Origin of the sequence: Dongia mobilis, assembly GCF_004363235.1 — a bacterium.
Classification (GTDB): domain Bacteria; phylum Pseudomonadota; class Alphaproteobacteria; order Dongiales; family Dongiaceae; genus Dongia; species Dongia mobilis.
In genome coordinates this window covers 568359-588319 of record NZ_SNYW01000006.1, presented here as the reverse complement: position 1 = coordinate 588319, position 19961 = coordinate 568359, and the positions used below count along the sequence as shown (strand labels likewise).

The window sequence follows — 19961 nt, the reverse complement described above, 5'->3', positions numbered from 1 at the left end:
TTGTCACCGGCCGGAACCCCCTTTGCCACGCCTTGGTGACCGATCTGCAATCGACGCCACGGGTATTGGAACGTGTTCCTGGCAGGCGCATTCGGCTGCCATGGGACCGGCATCGCAGGATCTGCGGCCGGGACCTCTGGAACGGGCCGGCCGGCGGGCCGGCGCGTGGCAACCGATGCAACCCAAAGCCATGGAGAATCGACATGCGGATGCGACTGACACTGCTTGCCGGCATCGCCGCCGTCGCACTGGCGCCGGCCGCTCTCGCCCAGGAAAACCTCGAGCAGGACGGCACCCAGGAGCCCTTGCTGCCCCCGGCCCAGGAGCAATACCCGGCTGACTTGGCCCCGCTCGACCAGGCGCCGCCGCCGGCCGAAGCCATCATCGAGGCCCAGCGGCCGACCGAGATGCGGGTCGAGAACCTGATCGGCGCCACGGTGATCAATCCCGACGGCGAGGAGGTCGGCAAGGTGAAGGACGTCCTGTTCGATACCAGCGGTGCGGCCACCGGAATCGTGCTCTCGGTTGGCGGTATCCTGGGTGTCGGCGCCAAGGATGTCGGCCTCAATTGGGAGGAGGTCGACATGCGCCCCGAACCGGTCGATGTCGTCCGGGTGAACTACTCCAAGGCGCAGCTTGAAGCGGCACCGCCATTCAAGACGGCGGAAGCCCAGGCGGCCGAGGAGAGCGCCCGGCAGCCGCAGGTCGAGCCGCTGCCGGCAGAGAACCCGCCGGACCAGCAATGACGATGCCGTCCGGGCGTCGACCGATGATGCCGGGGTGATGCCCGGGTGATGCCCGGGTGATGATGGCCAGATAATGACGGCCAGGTGTTGGCGGCCCACGACCCGGCGCCGGGGTCTATCTGCGACCCGGCGCCGGGTTCCTTTGTCAGCGGCCGACCGGCTGCAGAGTGCGCGACGGCGGGAAGGAAACCGTCACCCGCGTACCCCGGCCAAGCTCGCTTGAGACCGCGATCTGCCCCTCATGGGCGTCGACCAGCTTCTTGGTGATGGCGAGGCCGAGTCCGGTACCGCCATAGCGCCGCGAGATCTTCGCGTCGACCTGATAGAACGGCTGGAACAGTCGTTCTATCGATTCCGGGGGGATACCGATGCCGGTGTCGGTGACGTCGATCTGGACACCGCCCTGGACGTTGAGCCCGATGCGGATTGACGCCATGCCACCCTGGGGCGTGAATTTGACGGCGTTGGACAGAAGATTGAGGACGATCTGCTTCAGCGCCCGCTCGCCGCCGCGAAAGGCGGGCAGGTTCGGCGCGATGTCCACGGCAAGCCGTACGCTGCCCTCCTCCGCCCGCGCCTGCACCATGCGCCGCGAGGCGGCGACGATGTCGGCAAGGTCGAGCTCGGTTTCGTGCAGGGCAACCTGGCCGGATTCCAGCTTGGCCATGTCGAGGAGGTCGGTGATCAGTTGCAGCAGTAGTTGCCCGCTCTCGTAGATGTCGACCGCATACGAGCGATAGGTCTCGGCGTCGGCGCCCATGCGCTGGTCGCGGATCACTTCCGCAAAGCCCAGGATCGCATTCAAAGGCGTGCGCAATTCGTGGCTCATATTAGCCAGGAACTCGGATTTCGCGCGGTTCGCCAGCACGGCATCGTTCTTGGCGTTGATGAGATCCCTTTCGAAACGCCGCTGTTCGGTGATGTCGAATCCGATGCAGACGACGAGCGCGACCTTGCCGTCGTCGTCGGTCAGCGCGACATTGGACCAGCGCATCAACCGCTCGGTACCATCGCGCGAGACCCAGGGATTGATATTGGTGATCGGGTATTCGCTGGCCGGACGGCCGGCCACGATCTGCATCACCTGCTGGTGGCTGCCGCCGGGGAGGATATGCCGCCAGGTTTCCGGCTGCTTCAGCTCCGCCTCGCTATAGCCGGACAGGCGCTCGGCGCCGCGATTGACCCTGACCAGGCGCCCGTCGGCGTCATAGACCGTCACGGCGGCATCGATGGAATCGAGGATCAGCGAGACGAAGGCGCCGCGATAGGCGCTGTTGCGCAGCCGCAAGGCGCGAAACAGCCAGAAGGCGGCGATATTGACGGCCAGCACGGCAATGGTCACGGCCAGCGGCCAGAATGCCGCCGATTCATCGCCTGCCGTCAACCGCCACAGCGCCAGCAGGGCCGCCGCGATGCCGACAATGTTGACGACCAGCATGGTCACCGAGGCAAAGCGGTGCTGTCGCTGATCGCGGATAATCCCCTTGGCTCGATTGCTCACACGATTCCAGCCGGTTGTGACGACATGGGGTTGTGGCAGCCGAATCAGGCAAATTGCCCGACCGGCCTATGTCTTCATCCGGGCAGCTTGAGACAATTGGGTTAAGAAATTATTCATTTCCCCGGACAAGATGTCGCCGGGAAGGAAAAAAAGCACAATAGAGGCTGCTCAGTGATGTTGGGTCGATTGCAGGAATTGCCGCAGTCGGTCGGAACTGGGATTGGCGAAAACCTCCTTCGGGTTGCCTTCCTCCTCGATCCGGCCTTGATGCAGGAAAATCACCTTGTTGGCGACTTCGCGGGCAAAACCCATTTCGTGAGTCACCACCAGCATGGTGCGCCCCTCCTCGGCCAGTTGCCGCATGACGCGCAGCACCTCGCCCACGAGTTCGGGGTCGAGCGCCGAGGTGGGCTCGTCGAACAGCATTACCTTGGGTTCCATGGCGAGCGCCCGGGCAATTGCCGCGCGCTGCTGCTGGCCGCCGGAAAGGTGGCTCGGGTAATGGTTGCGCTTGTCGGCGATGCCGACCTTGGCGAGCAATTGCTCGGCTCGCTCGATCGCCTCGCGCTTAGGCACCTTGAGGACATGGATCGGGGCTTCGATCACGTTCTCCAGGATGGTCATGTGCGACCAGAGGTTGAAGCTCTGGAACACCATGCCGAGGCTGGAGCGGATGCGGTCGACCTGCTTCCAATCCTCCGGCACGGCATGGCCACCCTTGGTTGGCCGCATGCGGATGAGTTCGCCGTTGACCGTGACCCGGCCGGAATCCGGCGTTTCCAAGAGGTTGATGCAGCGGAGCAGCGTGCTCTTGCCGGAACCGGAGGAGCCGATCATGGCGATGACATCGCCGGTATGGGCGGTGACGGACACCCCTTTCAGCACTTCGAGATTGCCGAATTTCTTGTGCAGGTCCTCGACGACCAGTGCCGGCTGCGCCATGCGCCCCCCTTCCATCCCTGTCAAAATAGATGCCCTGTTCAGCTTATTGGGGGGGACGACCGTTGCGGCCGCCCCTCGGGGGCAAGGTAAGCCGATCCGACCCGCCGCGCCAAGCCCTTCGTGCCGGGCACGCAGGCGAACGGCGAACACCTTGAATTGACTTCGACTTTTGATTTTTGCAGAGTGACACCAGCAACCACTCCGGGAAATCACCGAATGGCCCCCAGCCAGCGCCGCCCAGCGGCATTATTACAGTCCTTGCGCCACTTTCTCGCCCCGGCCGAACACCAGTTCTTTTCGACGATCCTGCTGGCAACCCTGTTCCTGGCCGTTGCGGTGCCGGGCCAGTTCCCTGGCATGGGGGGCGTCGCCCATGCCCAGTCGAACGAGGTGGAATGCAGTTCGATCCGACTGAAGCTCGAAGACAGCCGGTATGACAGTACCTGCGAGATCATCAGCACCTCGACCGATGCGGTCGAAGTGCTGGAGAGCAATGCGGTGGATGGCTCGCATTTCGTCGTGGTGATCGACCACATGACCGGCCATCGCTACATCTTCCGGGGCGGCGGGTCCCTGCAGAGCGGTCTCAAGGATTATTTCAACAATCTGGAGATCGAAAAATGGGGTGCCAGCGGTGTGCATATGGGCTTTCGCACCGCTGAGTTCGTCAGCGATTTCAAGTCGATCCCGTCTGATTGCGTGGCGTTCGAGAAATACGTCCGTCGGCAATGGACCGGTTGGCGCCGTCGCATCATCGGTTTCGGCTGCAGCCGCGCCGGCGATCGCGAACAGGTCTACGAGGCGCTCGGCCTGATCAACTTCCCGGATTCCTGATCAACTTCCCGGATTCCTGATCAACTTCCCCGAACCGGGCTGTTCCTGCTACATTCCACTCCATGATCGATATCGACGACCAGCGCGCCATCATCGACCGGCGACGCCTGATGGCAGAGCTTGACGCGCTGGCGGCAGAAAGCGCCAGCGCGGCCGATCAGGGGCCGGCCGTATCCGCCATCCTGAAACGCCATCTGGCCGCCGGTCGCGACGAAATCCGGGCGCGCTTCACGAGCAACAGCCGGGGCGCCCAGGCCGGACTCAGGAACGCCCACGAAGCGGCCTTCCTGATCGACCAGATCCTGCGCGCACTTTTCGATTTCACGACATTGAAGGCCTTTCCGCTCGGCAATCCCACGGCGGCCGAGCGCCTCAGCGTGGTTGCGGTCGGCGGTTACGGGCGCGGCGAACTCGCCCCTCATTCGGATATCGATATCCTGTTCCTGCTGCCCTACAAGATGGCGCCCTATTGCGAGCAGGTGGTCGAGTTCATGCTCTATCGGCTGTGGGACCTTGGCCTCAAGGTCGGGCAGGCTGCACGATCGGTCGAGGATTGCCTGCGCCAGGCCGATGCCGACCTCACCATCCGCACCACCTTGCTGGAAGCACGCTATATCTGGGGTGACCAGACGCTCTATGAGGAATTCCGCAGCGCCTTCGCGAGGCGCATCGTCAAGGGCCGGGGTGAGGCTTTCTATCACGAAAAGCTGGCCGAACGACAGGCGCGCCATGCCCATCAGGGCGGCTCGCGCTACGAGTTGCAGCCCAACATCAAGGACGGCAAGGGTGGCTTGCGCGATCTGCAGACCCTGCTGTGGCTGTCGCGCTTCGTCGTGCGCGCGGAATCGATTGCTGCGCTGGTCGATCAGGGCCTGCTCACCGGTGCCGAGCGGGCCACCTATGACAAGGCTTTCAACTTCCTGTGGACGCTGCGCTGCCATCTCCACTATCTGACCGGGCGCGGCGAGGAACGGCTGACCTTCGATCTGCAACCGGAAATCGCGCGCCGCCTCGGCTATACCGACCATGCCGGCTCGAAGGGCGTCGAGCGGCTGATGAAACACTATTTTCTGGTGGCGAAATCGGTCGGCGGCCTCACCCGCTATGTCTGCGCGGCGATCGAGAGCCATTGCTTCCGCAAGCCGCTGCTGCGGCTGCCGACCCTCGGCATCCTCAGGAAGGAGCTCGACGGCTTTCCGCTGGAGAACGGCCGCCTCACCATTCCGCGCGCCGACCATTTCAACCAGCTCCCGATAGATCTGCTGCGCATCTTCCGGGTCGCGCAGAAGCATGATGTCGAGATCCACCCCACGGCCATGACGGCGATCTCGCATTGCCTGCGCCTCGTCGACCAGCTGCGCGAGGAGGCTGCCGCCAATGCGCTTTTCCTCGACATGCTGACGGCGCCGGCGCGAGCCGAGCTGACTCTGCGCCGCATGAACGAGGTCGGCGTGCTGGGCCGTTTCCTGCCGGATTTCGGCCGCGTCGTGGCGCAGATGCAATACGACATGTATCATTCCTATACGGTCGACGAGCACACAATCTTCGCCATCGGCATCCTCTCGCGCATCGAGCGGGGCGAACTGAAAGACGAGGCGCCGATCGCCAGCCAGGTAGTGAAGGACGTGCTCTCACGCCGGGTGCTCTATCTGGCCGTGCTGCTGCACGACATTGCCAAGGGCCGTGCCGGCGACCACTCGGAGCTGGGCGGCGAAGTTGCCGAGAAGCTGTGCCCGCGCCTGGGCCTGGATGCCGAGGAAACCGAACAGGTCGCCTGGCTGGTGCGCTATCACCTGCTGATGAGCAATACCGCGTTCCGGCGCGACATCGACGATTCCAAAACCATCGCAGATTTCGTCGATCTGGTGCAATCGCCCGAGCGCCTGCGCCTGCTGCTGGTCCTCACCGTGGCCGACATCCGCGCCGTCGGGCCGAAGACCTGGAACGGCTGGAAGGCGCAATTGCTGCGCGAACTCTATCACCGTGCCGAGGATCTGATGCTGGGCGGCGTGCATTCGGATGCGCGCGAGGAACGCGCCACGGCCGCACTGGCGCAGCTGCGCGCCGAACTGCAGGACTGGCCCGATGCCGACTGGCAGGCACATCTCGCGCGGGGCCACCCGGCCTATTGGCTCGCTTTTCCAGCAGCGACTCTCGCCCGCCATGCCCGCATGATCCGTGCCGCCGATGCCGACAGCCAGCCACTTTCGGTCGAGTTCCATATCGACAAGTGGCGGGCGATGACCGAGATCACGATATACACCGCCGATGCCAAGGGCCTGTTCTCGCAACTGGCGGGTGCCGTGGCCCTGTCGGGTGCCAGCATCGTCGACGGGCGCATCTTCACGCTGAGGAACGGCAAGGCGCTCGACACCTTCTTCGTCCAGGATGGCCAGGGCGGCCCCTTCGATCAGCCAGCCCGCCTTGCCAAGCTGACTGCGACTATCCGCCTGGTGCTGGAACAGCCGCAGCGCTTGCTGCCCCAGCTCGATGCCCTGCCCCAGCTGGCTGATCCGGCAGCGCGCAATTTTCCGATTATCCCGCGCGTCCTAATCGACAACCGGGCCAGCGCCACCCATACCGTGATCGAGGTCAACGGCCGAGACCGGCGCGGCCTGCTGCATCGCCTGACCGCTTGCCTTACCCGGCTCAACTGCCAGATTTCCAGCGCCAAGGTGTCGACCTTCGGCCATCGCGCCGTCGACGTGTTCTACGTGAAGGACCAGTTCGGCCTGAAGATCGAAAGCGAGGAGCGCCGCAAGGCGATCCGCGCCGCGCTGATGGAGGTACTGACCGAGATCGAGGAACCGGGCGATGCCGCGACCCGGGTCACCACCCTCGATTCCTGGCCGCCGCGCCCGCCGCAGAACGTCACGGCGGCGCAGTAGGCGTCTTTACTCGTTCCGCAAATATGGCGCCGCCCGGGCCCCCAGCGCGCGCCAGGATCCGGCGAAGCCGAGGCCCAGTGCCAGCACGAGCGCGACGCCCAGGATACCGAGGGCAAGCGGCGGATCGAAGGTCCAGCTGCTCTCCATCACCCGGGTGAGGAACGCCCAGGCGCCGATGCTGCCGATGACCAGCGCCAGACCGGCGCTCAGCGTGGCCAGGAAGGCGAATTCGGTGACGTATCCGAGCGCCACATCGCGCCGCGTCCCGCCCAGCATCTTGAGGAGCACCGCCTCGTAGATGCGCCGCTGCTGTCCGGTTGCCATGGCGCCAGCGAGGACCAGAGCGCCAACGATGAGCGCGATGCCGGCCGCGGTCCTGACCGCGACGCCGACCGCTTCCAGAATCCGCGTCGCCGTCGAGATCGCGTCCTTGACGCGAATCGCCGAGACATTCGGATACTTGGCGGCCAGTACCTTGACCAATTCGCTCTCGCGTTCGGGATCGACCCGGACCGTGGCGATATGGGTCTGTGGTGCCGAGCCAATGAGCCCGGGCGAGAAGATCATCACGAAGTTGATGTCGAGATGCGCCCAGTCGATCTCGCGCAGATTGGCGATCCTGGCGCCGATCTCGCGCCCCAGGATGTTGACGGTGATGGTATCGCCGACGCCAAGGCCGAGGCCGCGCGCCGCCTCGACATCGAGCGAGACCAGCGGCTCACCCTGATAGTTGGCCGGCCACCATTCGCCCTCGACCACATTGGCATTGGCCGGCCGTTCCGCCGACCAGGTGACGCCGCGATCCCCGCGCAGCACCCAGGCGACATTGGGGTCGGCCTCGACCTCCTCCGACGGCACGTCGTTGACGCGCGCGACACGGCCGCGCAGCATCGGCACCGAGGCGAAATCGGCAGAACTGGGGAAGGCCCCCACATCGGCGCCAAACTCCGCCAGCTGCCCGGGCTGGATGTCGATGAAATAAAAACTCGGCGCCTGCTGCGGCAGGGTCTCGCGTATGTCCTGGGTCAGGCCGCGCTGGATCAGGCCCACCGCCACCAGCACGGTCAGGCCAAGGCCCAGCGAGACGACGATGCCGGCAGCTGGCGATTGCGGCCGCACCATGGCGCCGAGGGCGAAGCGGATCGCCTGCGGCCAGCCTGCCGCCTGACCCCTGGCCCTGAGCCTGGCCGCGGCGCCGTGGATCGCCATGGCGAGCAGGCGGAAGAGGGCCAGCGCGCCGAGCGCTGCCAGGATGAAATAGAAACCGAGCATGCGGTCGTTGCTGCCGAGCAGGATCAGCCCGGCCAGCGCCACGCCGATGAGCGCGAGCGGGACGAGGTCGATCCGCTTCATCGCACCAAGTTCGAGCGAGAGCGCGCGGAAGAGCTGTGCCGGGCGCACGCGCTGGGCCCGCAGCAGCGGCAGCAGGGCGAAGGACGAAGCCGTCAGCAGACCGACGGCAGCGGCAAAGAGCATCGGCGCCGCATAGAGGCCGGGCAGCAGCCGCAGGCCATAGCCCGCCAGCACGGATTGGGCGGCATAGGGAAGTGCCACGCCAATGGCAAGGCCCACCAGCACGCCGACCAGGGTCATTGCCAGGACCTGCATGCCATAGATCATGAACAGCAGCGATGAGGTGGCACCGACACAGCGCAGGATGGCCAGCGACTGGGCGCGGCTTTCCAGATAGGCGCGGACCGCATTGGCGATGCCGATGCCGCCGATGAGAAGCGCGGCAAAGCCGACGACGTTGAGAAACTGGGCCGTGCGGTCGATGAACCGCTTGGCGCCGGAATTGGCGTCCTTCAATTCGCGGATGCGCCAGCCGGCCTTGGGCAGGTCGCTGCGCAATCCGTCGAGGAAGGCCTTGCCGTCGACACCCTCGGCATAGGCGATGCGATAGAGGTGATAGACCAGGGCGCCCGGCTGCAGCAGGCCGGTCTCGGCCAGCGCTTCCGGCCGCAGCATCAGTCGCGGCCCCAGCGAGAATCCGCGCAGGCCGCGATCCGGCTCGTAGGTCACCAGGGCCGCTACATGGAAAGTGGCACTGCCGACTGAAATGGCATCGCCTACCTTGACGCCGAGACGATCAGCAAGAGTCGGCTCCAGGACAGCGCCATAGAGGCCGTCAGTTTGCGGCGCCAGTGCTGCCGCAAGGCTCACGGCTGGCTCCAGTTCCAGTGCGCCATAGAGCGGATAGGCGTCGTCGACCGACTTTACCTCGGCCAGGGTTGGCGCGACATCGGGGTCGGCGACCTTCACCATGGCGCGCATTTCCATGGCATGCGAGACGCGGCCGCCCGCTTCCATCGCATTCCGCTCGGTGGCATCGGCTTCGCGATAGGCCAGGCGCAACTCGGCATCGCCCCCCAGAATCGCGCGCGCATCGGCGGCAAAGCCGGCCTCGATCGCGGCCGACAGTGAGCCCACGCCGGCGATGATGCCGACGCCCAATGCCAGCGCCGCAATGACGATGCCGAAGCGGCGGATGCCGCCGCGCAATTCGCGTCGCGCCAGCCGGGCGGCGAGAACGAGCTGCCGCATGGTCAGGCCGCCATCCGTTCGTCGCCGACGATATGGCCGTCGGCCATGCGCAGGGTCCGGTCGCAGCGCCGGGCGAGGCCCGGATCATGGGTGATCAGCAGCAGGGTCGCCCCCACCTGCTCGCGCAGGGCAAACAGCAGTTCGATGATCCTCTCGCCGGTATCGTGGTCGAGATTGCCGGTGGGTTCGTCGGCCAGCAGCAGCTTCGGCCGCGGCGCGATCGCCCGCGCCAAGGCGACACGCTGCTGTTCGCCGCCGGAAAGCTGTGAGGGATAGTGTGTGACACGGTGGCCCAGCCCCACCTCCTCCAGCGCCCTTGACGCAATCGTGAACGGGTCGTCGATGCCGGCCAGTTCCAGCGGCACCGCCACGTTCTCCAGCGCGTTCATGGTGGGGATGAGGTGGAAGGACTGGAAAACGATGCCAATCTGCCGGCGTCGGAACAGGGCCAGTTCATCCTCGTTCATGCGGGTAATTTCGGCCCCGTCGATCCGGATGCGCCCCGAAGTTGCGCTCTCGAGGCCCGCGAGCAGCAGCATGAGCGAGGTCTTGCCCGAGCCCGACGGCCCGACCAGACCGACCGTCTCCCCGGCCGCGATGCCCAAATCGATGCCGTTGAGGATATTGACCTCGCCAGCGGCACTGCCCAGTTTAAGGGCAACCTGAGAGAGTTCGATCATGCCGTCCTTTTCCGGAATCCCCAGTTTTTCACGTCTCGTTCCCGTCCTTGCCGCCGGATTGCTCCTGCTGGCCGCTGCCGTGGTCCCGGTTTCGGACCGGGCGCAGGCTGCCGAACCGGTGCGCATCCTCGCCTTTGGCGACAGCCTCACCGCTGGATACGGTCTTCCCCAGGAGGATGGATTTGTCCCCCAGCTGCAGCAGGCCCTCGATAAGATGGGGCGCAGGGCCCAGGTAATCAATGGGGGTGTCTCCGGCGACACGACGGCCGGCGGCGTCGCCCGGCTGGACTGGATGCTGGCCGACCGGCCCGATATCGTCATCCTGGAACTGGGCGCCAATGACGCCCTCCGCGGCCTGCCGCCGGAGGAAGCCCGGCGCAATCTCGAGACCATCATCCAGCGCATCAAGGACACCGGCGCCGAGATCCTGCTGGCGGGCATGCTGGCGCCGCGCAACATGGGCGAGGATTATGCCGATGCCTTCGACGCGATCTATCCCGACCTCGCCGCCGCCCACCAGCTGGAACTCTACCCCTTCTTCCTCGAGGGCGTCGCGACGCGGCCCGAGCTCAACCAGGGCGACGGCATCCATCCGACCAGGGAAGGCGTCGCCGTGATCGTCGAGGGGATCATGCCCCAGCTGGCCAGATTGCTGGACAACGCGTCGTGAGTGACGGCCGCCAGACCCGGGTCTGCCGCGCCGCTCATGCCGGCGCCAGCCGGATCGGCACACATTGGGCGGACCTCACGCGCCACTGCCTCGCCCGCATCGGACCCCTGCAGCGCGACGAACTGGGATTCGTCTATGCCAGCGACCATCTGGCGCCGCATCTCCCGGCCATCGTCGACCAGTTGCGCCTGGCCAGCGGCCACGACAGCTGGATCGGCACGCTGGGCCTTGGTGTGCTGGGCAATGACGGCGCCGGCGATGTCGCCGAATACTTCGACGAACCGGCCATCAGTCTGATGGCGCTGCCGGTCGCGCCGGATTCCTTCCGCCTGCTCGACCCCAATCCCGGCGGATCATCCAGCCGCTTGCGCGCGATTTCAGACTGGATGGCAGCGCGGCACCCCTGCGTCGGCATCGTTCATGGCAACCCGACCAACGGACACCTGCCGGCACTTATGCGCCAGCTGAGCAGTTCGGCGGGGCTGTTCCTGCTGGGCGGCCTGACCGCGTCGCGCCACGGCTACCTGCAGGTGGCCGGCGAGACCGGCGAGGCCGCCCTGTCGGGCGCCCTGCTGACCGATGCAGTGAGCGTGGCAACGGGACTCAGCCAGGGTTGCTCGCCGATCGGCCCGCAGCACGTCGTGACGGAGGTCGAGGACAGCATCATCAAATCGCTGGACGGCGAACCGGCTCTTGCCGTGCTGAAGCGCGAAATCGGCGAGGTGCTGTCGCGTGACCTAAACCGCATCGCCGGATTCATCTTCGCCGCCCTGCCCGTCCCCGGTTCCGACACCGGCGACTTTCTGGTGCGCAACATCACCGGTATCGATTCGAACCGTCAGTGGCTGGCGATCGGCGCCGATCTTGCCGAGGGCCAGTCAATCATGTTCACCAGGCGCGACCGGGCCGGTGCGGAAGCGGATCTTGCGCGCATGCTGCAGCGCCTCAAGGCCCGCCTCGACCGACCCGTCAAGGGCGGCCTCTATGTCTCCTGCGTTGCACGCGGGCCCAGTCTGTTCGGCCCTCATGCCGTCGAGACCGGCATCATCCGCCAGCATCTCGGCGATTTTCCGTTGACGGGCTTCTTCGCCAATGGCGAGATCAGCCACGACCGCTGCTACGCCTATACCGGCGTCCTCACCCTCTTCCTCTGATCCTGCGACAGGAAACAATCCATGGAATTCCGCCGCCTCGGGCGTACCGACATCAATGTCAGCCTGATCTGCCTCGGCACGATGACCTTCGGCGAGCAGAACAGCGAAGCCGAGGGTCACCAGCAGATGGACATGGCGCTGGAGCGCGGCGTCAATTTCTGGGACACGGCCGAGATGTATGCCGTGCCACCCCGCGCCGAAACCTATGGCGCCACGGAACGGATCATCGGCTCCTGGTTCCGGCGGAACCCCGGCAAGCGGGACAAGGTGGTCCTGGCCAGCAAGATCGCCGGGCCGGACGAGCGCCTGACCTATGTGCGCGGCGGCAAGCTGGATTTCTCGCGCGCCAGCATCCGGGCGGCGCTCGACGAAAGCCTCCGGCGTCTCGGCACCGACTACATTGACCTCTATCAGTTGCACTGGACCGAGCGCAGCACCAACAGCTTCGGCCGCCTTGGCTACGAGCACAAGACGGAAGAAACCTTCACACCCTTTGCAGAAGTGCTGGCCGTTTTCGCCGACGAGATCAAGGCCGGCCGCATCCGCGCCATCGGTTTGTCCAACGAAAGCGCCTGGGGTACGACGCGCTGGATGGCGGAATCGGAGCGCCTCGGCCTGCCGCGCATGGCTTCGATCCAGAATGCCTATTCCCTGCTCAACCGCAGCTTCGAGGTGGGCCTGGCCGAAGTCGCGCATCGCGAGAATTGCGGCCTGCTCGCCTATTCGCCGCTCGGCATGGGAGCGCTCACCGGCAAATATCTGGACGGCAGCGCCTCGCCCGCCGACCGGCTCAACCGATACCCGCATTTCAAGCGCTATCGCGGCCCGCATGCCGATCCGTCGACGGCCAAGTATGTCGCCCTGGCACGCAGTCACGGGCTAGACCCCGCGCAGATGGCGCTCGCCTTCGTCAATTCGCGCCCCTTCGTTACCAGCAATATCATCGGCGCGACCAATCTCGCGCAACTGGGGCGCAATATCGACAGCGCCGATATCCGCCTGTCGGCGGAAGTGGTTAACGGGATCGAGGCGATCCACAAGGAACATACCTATCCCTGCCCGTGAAGGCCCGTCCTTTGACCCCGGCCGGCTCCGGCGGGCGGTTTCATTGTTCTGTCACCGGGATCGCTGATATGATCGTGCCATTGGCGATTCGGCCGTTTCCTTCGGCAGGTGTGTGATGCGCCTCTTCGTGGCCCTTTCCCTGCCCGACCCGGTGCGCTGGCAACTGCGCCTGCTGTGCGGCGGCCTGCCGACCACCAAATGGGTGCCGCCGGAGAATTTCCACATCACGCTGCGTTTCCTGGGCGAACTGGACGGGCGCGAGATGGATTATGTCGACGCCGCCCTCGCCGGTATCCGGGCGCCAGGCTTCACGCTGCGCCTCGCCGAAGTCGGGCATTTCGCCAGCGGCGGCCGCGTCAAGGCGATCTGGGCCGGCGTCGCCAAGGAGCCGGCGCTGATGCATCTTCAGGAAAAGATCGAGTCGGCCGTGGTGCGGGCGGGCCTGCCGCCGGAGGGCCAGAACTATCGGCCGCATGTGACGCTGGCGCGCCCCAAGGACCCGCCGCCGCACAAGCTGCAGCAATACCTTGCCATGCACAATCTCTTCCGCTCGGAGCCATTCGAGGTGACGCAATTCACCCTGTTCTCGAGCCATCTCGGCGGCGAGACGCCGATCTATCACGCCGAGCGTTCCTACGACCTCTCGACCAGCTACGCCTATCGCCAGGCACGAGCCTGACCATAGGCCGGGATCAATGATCGCCCAGGACTGATGATCGCCTAGCCGCGGCCCTTCTGCTCAGCCCACCAGGTGACGGCCAGCGAACAGGCGCCAAGAACGGCAAAGCCGACCACCAGGGGCAGCACGGTGCCCTGATAGGCAGCGCCGATAATGGCGCCGCAACCGACCGAGATGAAAGTCGTGCAGGCGCCGATCACGGCGGCGCCGACGCCCGCTATGTGACCGAGTGGCGACATGGCGAGCGCATTGAAATTGCCGAACAGGATGCCGATCAGGAAGAAGGTCGCCATCATGTAGCCGACGAAGAGCGGCAGCGGCGGCACGCCGTCCAGGGCGACGACCGCGACGGCGAAAGCGATCGAGAGCAGCGTATGCGCCCATTGCGCCCGGCCCGAGAGGAGGCGCATGCCAAAGCGCATGACCAGCCTGGCATTGAGCAGCGAGGCTGCGCCGAACGAGATCGCCAGGATGCCGAAATAGACGGCGAACCACTTGCCGACGCCGTACATCTCCTGGAAGATCTGCTGCGAGGAGGCGAGATAGCCGATGAAGGCGCCGAAGACGAGGCCGGTCGCCGTCATATAGCCGAACGAGATGCGGTTGCGGAATACTTCGATGACGGCACGCAGGATGCGGCCCAGCGACAATTCGCGTCGCCGCGAGATGTCCAGCGTCTCCTCCTGCCGCAGCGCGAACCACAGGCCCGTGCCAAGCCCCAGGATCAGCAGCATCCAATAGATCGCCCGCCAATGCGCAACCAGCAGAATACCCTGACCCAGGGCCGGCGCCAGCACCGGCACCAGGATAAAGACCGAGGTCACCAGCGACATGATGCGCGCCATGGCGCGCCCCTCGAAGCGGTCGCGGACCATCGCCACCACCACGGTGCGTGGGCCGGCAGCGCCGAAACCCTGCAGAAAGCGGCCCAGCAGCATGGTGTCGAAATCGCGCGCCAGCAGGCAGATGACGCTGCCCAGCGTGAAGATGGCAAAGCCGGCATAGATCGCGGGCTTGCGCCCGACACTGTCCGAAACCGGGCCATACAGGATCTGTGCAATGCCAAAGCCGGCAAACAGCACCGTTATCACCATCTGCCGGTCATTGGGATCGGCGGCTCCGAGGTCGCGCGCGATCTCGGGTAGCGCCGGCAGCATGGAATCGATCGAGAGCGCCACCAGCGAGATGGTGAAGGCCAGCAGCAGGACGAACTCGATGCCGGGATTCGGCGCGGACGGATTGGGGGAACTGGGCTGCATGACTGGCACTCGATGACGCGAGACAAAAACAGCGGGCCGCCCGATATGGCGGCCCGCTCCGGGCATGATGGCCGACGCGCTACGCCGCCACCACCGCGCTCACCGTATGGGTGCCATGCGGCGTTGGCGCCTCACTCGGCGACGCGGCGCAGGCGATAGATCATGTTGTCGAGGGCGAAGACCAGGAGATCGTCGGCCAGCAGGCTGAAATCCATATAGACATCGGCATCGCCCGATTGGCAGGTCATGGCGAGGTTGAGGATGTCGCCGCCATCGTGGCCAAGATCGGCCGCCTGCCGGGCAGGGTCGCTGAGATTGCCCTGGAACAGGAACGCCGCCGGCACCTCCGCCACTTCGAACCTGGCCTTGTCGCAATTGAGAAAGCCCGGCGCCTGCACGGCCTGCGCCATGAAGGTTATCCGGCCCTGCGCGATCTCGGCATTGACCGGTCCCTTGTAGTCCGCCTCCACCCAGGGCGCCTGGACCACGTCGACGACGTCCCAGGAACCGGCGAACGGCTCCTGCGCATCGGCCGGACCGATCTGCAGCAGCGTACCGGCCAAACCGGCGAGGCTTGCCAGCGTCACGGCGCCCACCAGCAGCAACTTGCGCGTCATCACACATCTCCGGCCGGCCATCCCCGGCCGGCGAACTCAGCAATCCCCGACGCCTAACTAACCCGCCCCGGGGCGATGTGCAACGGCAGCAACTGTGAGCCCTGTCACCCGGCAGTCACAAGAGCGCGGGCGCCCTGCTATCGGCGCCGCCTGCCGCCGAGATCCGGCAGGAAGGCGGCGCAGAAGCCCAGTGCCGGCAAGAAGGCACAGATCTGATAGACGAACGCGATGTCGGTGAGATCGGCCAGTTGCCCGAGTACCGCGGCGCCGATGCCGCCCATGCCGAAGGCAAAGCCGAAAAACAGCCCGGCGACCATGCCGACCTTGCCCGGGATGAGTTCCTGACCATAAACGACGATCGAGGCGAAGGCAGATGCGATGATCATGCCGATCGGCACGGTCAGGATTACCGTCCAAACGAGCCCAACATGAGGCAGCACCAGCGTGAAGGGCAATGCGCCGAAGATCGATCCCCAGATGACACGCTTCGGCCCGATGCGGTCCGCCACCGGTCCGCCGAGCACGGTGCCGAGGGCAAAGGCGCCGAGGAACAGGAACAGATAGATCTGCGCGTCGGCGATTCCGACACCGAAGGTCTCGATCAGATAGAAGGTGTAGTAGGAACTGAGGCTTGCCGTATAGAAGTATTTCGAGAACAGCAGCACCAGCAGCATGCCGATCACGAAGGCGACACGGCGGCGCGACAGGCCGTGCCCTTCAACCGGCGGGCGCTTCCGCCGCGCGGCGGCGGCGCGGTGATTCTTGTACCAGTTGCCGATACCCGCCAGCAGCACGATGGCGACCAGCGCCGTGATCGAGAACCAGCCGATCGCCCCCTGGCCATGCGGCACGATGAACCAGGCCGCAACCAGCGGCCCGATCGCGGAACCGACATTGCCGCCCACCTGGAACAGGGATTGTGCGAAACCATGCCGACCGCCCGAGGCCAGACGCGCGATGCGCGAGGATTCGGGGTGGAAGATCGACGAGCCCATACCCACCAGCGCCGCCGCGCAGAGGATCAGCGGAAAGGTGGTGGCGAAGGCCAGCAGGATGAGGCCGGCAAAGGTGAACCCCATGCCGAGCGAGAGCGCATAGTTCTTGGGCCGGTGATCGGTATAGAGGCCGATGGCCGGCTGCAGGAGCGAAGCCGTCACCTGGAAGGTCAGCGTGATGAGACCGATCTGCCCGAAGTCGAGTGCGTAATTGGATTTCAGGATCGGATAGATGGCCAGCAGCAGCGACTGCATCATGTCGTTAAGCATGTGGCAGATGCTGATCGTCACCAGGACCAGGGTCCGGGTTTGCCCGGTATCGTCTTGCGCCGGTGCCGCAGGCCTGGCTGCCTGGCCCGGGGTCGATATCGCTTGATTGGCTTCGACGGCCACGCTGAACTCCTGAAAATCCGCTGGATTCTGTGAATTGCGCAGAATCTACTCAACGGATTGCGGCCTGCTTGCCATAATAGGCCATTTTCTTTCGATTTTGGGCCAAAGATTGAGGCAGCCATGGTTCGCAACGTCCGTAGCGCCGATTACGAAAGCATCCCGCGCCCGATTGTGGCGGTCGGCATCGACATGCCGGCGGATCACGAGATTGGCAGCCACAGCCACGCCAGGGGCCAGCTACTCCACGGGGTCTCCGGCGTGATGACAGTGGTCACCGAACACGGCACCTGGATCGTGCCGCCGGACCAGGCCGTCTGGATTCCGCCCGGCATCATCCATAGCGTCCGCGCGATCGGCCCGGTGGCGATGCGCAGCGTCTACGTGACGCCGGACCGACTTTCCGGGTTTCACGACAAGTGCCAGGTGCTTGCCATGTCGCCGCTGATGCGCGCACTGGTCAATGCCGCCGTGGATATGCCGGTGGAATACGACATTGCCGGCCGCGACGGTCTGGCGGCGGACCTGCTGCTGATGGAGTTGCGCGCCCTGCCGACCCTGCCGCTCTCGCTGCCCCTGCCGCGCGATACGCGCCTCGTCAAGCGTTGCCGTCGCTTCCTGCAGGCACCGCGGGCCGATGTGAAACTCGATCATTGGGCGGCGGATCTGGCGATGAGCCGCCGGACCCTGACGCGTCACTTCAAGCTGGAATGCGGCATGAGCCTCGCCGCCTGGGCGCGGCGAGCCTGTCTCTTTGCCGCGCTGCCGCGCCTTGCCGGCGGCGAAAAGGTGACCGCGATCGCCCTCGACCTCGGCTATGACAGCCCGGCCGCCTTCACCACCATGTTCCGCAGGACTCTGGGCTTCCCCCCTAGCCGTTATCCCGGCCTTGCCGCCGGCTAGAATCCGCGCAGTGGCAGTTCCTTGCCACGCCGCAGCCAGTTATCGGCCGGGTAACCGGCAGCACCGTCGATCACATGCAGGGTATAGGCATGGCGCGAGCGCGCCGAACGGTTGGCGCTGCTGTAATGCGGCAACAGACCGTGAAGCACGACCAGCGTCCCCTTGCGGGCGTCGAGCGCGACCGGTTCGGCCTCGGGCCAGGGCGTGTTGTCGAGCGTCTCCGTCACCATCGCCTCGCCCATGCGCCGGAATCGCTTGCGCAAGGGCCCCTTATGCGCTCCGGGCAGTGCCAGCATGCCGCCATTCGACGAATCCGCGTCCTCCAGCGCAAACCAGAATCCGATGCAGCTCAAGGGATCGGTATAGAGGTAAGTGGAATCCTGGTGCCAGGACACCTCGCCGCCGATGCCGGGCTGCTTGAAGATGTACATGGATTGCAGCAGCAGCGGATCGCGGAACAGCCCGCCGGCAAGTGCGGCGAGCCGCGGCTGGCGCGAGAAGGCCGAGAAGACCGGATCAAGGTCGTGCATGGCATGGCCGATCTTGTTGACCGCCAGCGCCTTCGGCCTGGTCAGGTTTCCCTCGGCATCAACCGCCTCTTCCTCGAGGAAGAAGCGGATGGCGTCCCCCGATTCCTGGAAATAGCGATCCGCGGCATGCGCCACCGATGTCGTCGAGAATACCGTGCGGTGCGCCGCCGCGTCGAAACCGTCGACCAGCTCGCGGGCTCGCGCCACCAGGGCGTCGCACAGATCCGGCGCCACGAAATCCTCGATCAGCAGATAACCTTCGGCATCGAAGGCGGCGCGCATCTCCGGCGTCAGCCCAGCATCGGTGGCGGCTAAGCGGCGCGGTTGCATCAGAAGCAGGCCTCCCCATGGGCAAGCCGGTCGAGGCCGAGATGCGCGGCGAGAGTCTGGCCGAGATCGGCAAAGCTGTCTCGCCGACCGAGGCTGCCGACCGGCGCCGCCGGCCCGAAGAACAGCGCCGGCACGAATTCGCGCGTGTGATCGCTGCCGGGCGCAGTCGGGTCGCAGCCGTGATCGGCGCTGATGAGGGCGAGGTCCCCGGGCCGCAGCGCGGCCAGGAATGCCGGCAGGCGCGTATCGAAGGCCTCGAGCGCCGCGGCATAGCCGGCGACGTCGCGGCGATGGCCGAACAGCGTGTCGAAATCGACGAAATTGGTGAAAGTCAGGCTGCCGGCGGGCGCCGTCGCCACACAATCCAGCGTCGCGTCGAACAGCGCCTGATTGTCCGCCGCCTTGACCTTCCGGCTGATGCCGCGGCCGCCGAAGATGTCCGCGATCTTGCCGACCGAGATCACCTCGCGCCCCTCAGCCACCAGCCGGTCGAGCAGCGTGTCCTCCGGCGGCGGTGTCGTCAGGTCGCGGCGGTTGGCAGTACGGATGAAGGTGCCGCGCGCCTCGCCCAGGAAGGGCCGCGCGATGACGCGGGCGATGCGCCAGGGCTCCAGCAGGCGCTTGGCGACGGCGCAAATCGCGAGCAGGCGCTCGAGGCCGAAATGCACCTCATGCGCGGCCACCTGGAACACGGAATCCGCCGAGGTGTAGCAGATCGGATACCCGGTCCGGATATGCTCCTCACCCAGGCGGTCGAGGATCTCGGTGCCGGAGGCATGACAATTGCCGAGGATGCCGGGAAGCCCGGTTTCCTTCAGGAACGCCGCGACAAAATCCGCCGGAAAAGCCGGAACCGATTGCGGGAAATAGCCCCAGTCTACCGGTACCGGGCAGCCTGCCATTTCCCAATGTCCGCTTGGCGTATCCTTGCCGGCGGATTTTTCGGCGGCGGCGCCGAAGGCCCCCGAAACATGCGCAATCTGCAGCCCGGCGGGTATATGACCTGTCGCCAGTTCCGCCGCGCGGCCGAGGCCCAGTTGCGCCAGGTTTGGGAGGCGCAGGGGTCCGGCGCGCAAGCCGGGGCGATCGGCCAGCCCGCTGGCGCAGGCAGCCGCGATATGGCCGAGGGTATCGGCTGCCTCGTCACCGAAGCGCGCCGCGTCAGGTGCAGCGCCGATGCCGAAGGAATCCATGACCAGAATGAAGGCGCGGCGTTCCATAGGATCAGTCTAGC

17 protein-coding genes are annotated in these 19961 nt (G+C 65.6%); 8 read left to right on the top strand and 9 right to left on the bottom strand.

Annotated features, from left to right (window positions below; translation table 11 throughout):
* The first annotated feature begins 203 nt into the window (after nt 1-203).
* Nucleotides 204-746, top strand: coding sequence for a PRC-barrel domain-containing protein (locus A8950_RS04285; RefSeq protein ID WP_133612353.1), 543 nt, complete (start codon nt 204-206; stop codon nt 744-746).
* Between the two features lie 145 nt (nt 747-891).
* On the opposite strand, the gene A8950_RS04280 is transcribed toward A8950_RS04285, so the two are convergent.
* Together A8950_RS04280 and A8950_RS04275 are read right to left on the bottom strand one after the other, a co-directional pair.
* A complete protein-coding gene (locus A8950_RS04280) occupies nt 892-2247 on the bottom strand; it encodes a sensor histidine kinase (RefSeq protein ID WP_133612352.1) in 1356 nt (451 codons plus the stop codon).
* Nucleotides 2248-2415: 168 nt separating this feature from the next.
* A complete protein-coding gene (locus A8950_RS04275; RefSeq protein ID WP_133612351.1) occupies nt 2416-3189 on the bottom strand; it encodes an ABC transporter ATP-binding protein in 774 nt (257 codons plus the stop codon).
* Nucleotides 3190-3405: 216 nt separating this feature from the next.
* Here A8950_RS04275 and A8950_RS04270 point away from each other — a divergent pair, with 216 nt between their 5' ends.
* A complete protein-coding gene (locus A8950_RS04270; RefSeq protein WP_133612350.1) occupies nt 3406-4023 on the top strand; it encodes a hypothetical protein in 618 nt (205 codons plus the stop codon).
* A gap of 62 nt (nt 4024-4085) precedes the next feature.
* Nucleotides 4086-6911, top strand: a complete 2826-nt coding sequence (locus tag A8950_RS04265; protein WP_133612349.1) for a [protein-PII] uridylyltransferase — start codon at nt 4086-4088, stop codon at nt 6909-6911.
* Nucleotides 6912-6917: 6 nt separating this feature from the next.
* Here A8950_RS04265 and A8950_RS04260 read toward each other — a convergent pair whose 3' ends face one another.
* Nucleotides 6918-9455 carry an ABC transporter permease gene (locus A8950_RS04260; RefSeq protein ID WP_133612348.1) on the bottom strand — a complete coding sequence of 846 codons (2538 nt, stop codon included), beginning with the start codon at nt 9453-9455 and terminating at the stop codon, nt 6918-6920.
* Nucleotides 9456-9457: 2 nt separating this feature from the next.
* The gene (locus tag A8950_RS04255; RefSeq protein ID WP_133612347.1) at nt 9458-10135 is read right to left on the bottom strand and encodes an ABC transporter ATP-binding protein; all 678 of its coding nucleotides are present in this window, start codon (nt 10133-10135) and stop codon (nt 9458-9460) included.
* Here A8950_RS04255 and A8950_RS04250 point away from each other — a divergent pair.
* The 4 genes from A8950_RS04250 (at nt 10134) to thpR (ending at nt 13703) form a co-directional block, all read left to right on the top strand.
* Entirely contained in the window at nt 10134-10805 is a 672-nt protein-coding gene (locus A8950_RS04250) for an arylesterase (RefSeq protein ID WP_133612346.1), read from the top strand. The genes A8950_RS04255 and A8950_RS04250 overlap by 2 nt on opposite strands.
* On the top strand, nt 10802-11959 hold the full coding sequence (locus tag A8950_RS04245; protein WP_133612345.1) for an FIST signal transduction protein: 1158 nt from the start codon (nt 10802-10804) through the stop codon (nt 11957-11959). The genes A8950_RS04250 and A8950_RS04245 overlap by 4 nt, the downstream gene beginning before the upstream one ends.
* A 21-nt stretch (nt 11960-11980) precedes the next feature.
* Complete coding sequence (locus tag A8950_RS04240; RefSeq protein WP_133612344.1) at nt 11981-13024, top strand: NADP(H)-dependent aldo-keto reductase; 1044 nt, start codon at nt 11981-11983, stop codon at nt 13022-13024.
* Between the two features lie 115 nt (nt 13025-13139).
* The gene (gene thpR / locus A8950_RS04235; RefSeq protein WP_133612343.1) at nt 13140-13703 is read left to right on the top strand and encodes an RNA 2',3'-cyclic phosphodiesterase; all 564 of its coding nucleotides are present in this window, start codon (nt 13140-13142) and stop codon (nt 13701-13703) included.
* 41 nt (nt 13704-13744) lie between these two features.
* Here thpR and A8950_RS04230 read toward each other — a convergent pair whose 3' ends face one another.
* The 3 genes from A8950_RS04230 to A8950_RS04220 form a co-directional block, all read right to left on the bottom strand.
* On the bottom strand, nt 13745-14962 hold the full coding sequence (locus A8950_RS04230) for a multidrug effflux MFS transporter (RefSeq protein WP_133612342.1): 1218 nt from the start codon (nt 14960-14962) through the stop codon (nt 13745-13747).
* A gap of 131 nt (nt 14963-15093) precedes the next feature.
* Nucleotides 15094-15579, bottom strand: coding sequence for a hypothetical protein (locus A8950_RS04225; RefSeq protein WP_133612341.1), 486 nt, complete (start codon nt 15577-15579; stop codon nt 15094-15096).
* 137 nt (nt 15580-15716) lie between these two features.
* Nucleotides 15717-16967: an MFS transporter gene (locus tag A8950_RS04220; protein ID WP_279513018.1), complete on the bottom strand. Its 1251-nt coding sequence runs from the start codon at nt 16965-16967 to the stop codon at nt 15717-15719.
* A gap of 120 nt (nt 16968-17087) precedes the next feature.
* Between A8950_RS04220 and A8950_RS04215 the strand changes: the two genes are divergently transcribed.
* On the top strand, nt 17088-17867 hold the full coding sequence (locus A8950_RS04215) for an AraC family transcriptional regulator (RefSeq protein ID WP_133612340.1): 780 nt from the start codon (nt 17088-17090) through the stop codon (nt 17865-17867).
* On the opposite strand, the gene A8950_RS04210 is transcribed toward A8950_RS04215, so the two are convergent.
* Nucleotides 17864-18727: a phytanoyl-CoA dioxygenase family protein gene (locus A8950_RS04210; RefSeq protein ID WP_208109730.1), complete on the bottom strand. Its 864-nt coding sequence runs from the start codon at nt 18725-18727 to the stop codon at nt 17864-17866. The genes A8950_RS04215 and A8950_RS04210 overlap by 4 nt on opposite strands.
* A complete protein-coding gene (locus A8950_RS04205) occupies nt 18727-19947 on the bottom strand; it encodes a phosphopentomutase (RefSeq protein WP_133612339.1) in 1221 nt (406 codons plus the stop codon). Before A8950_RS04205 ends, A8950_RS04210 begins: the two co-directional genes overlap by 1 nt.
* Nucleotides 19948-19961: the final 14 nt, after the last annotated feature.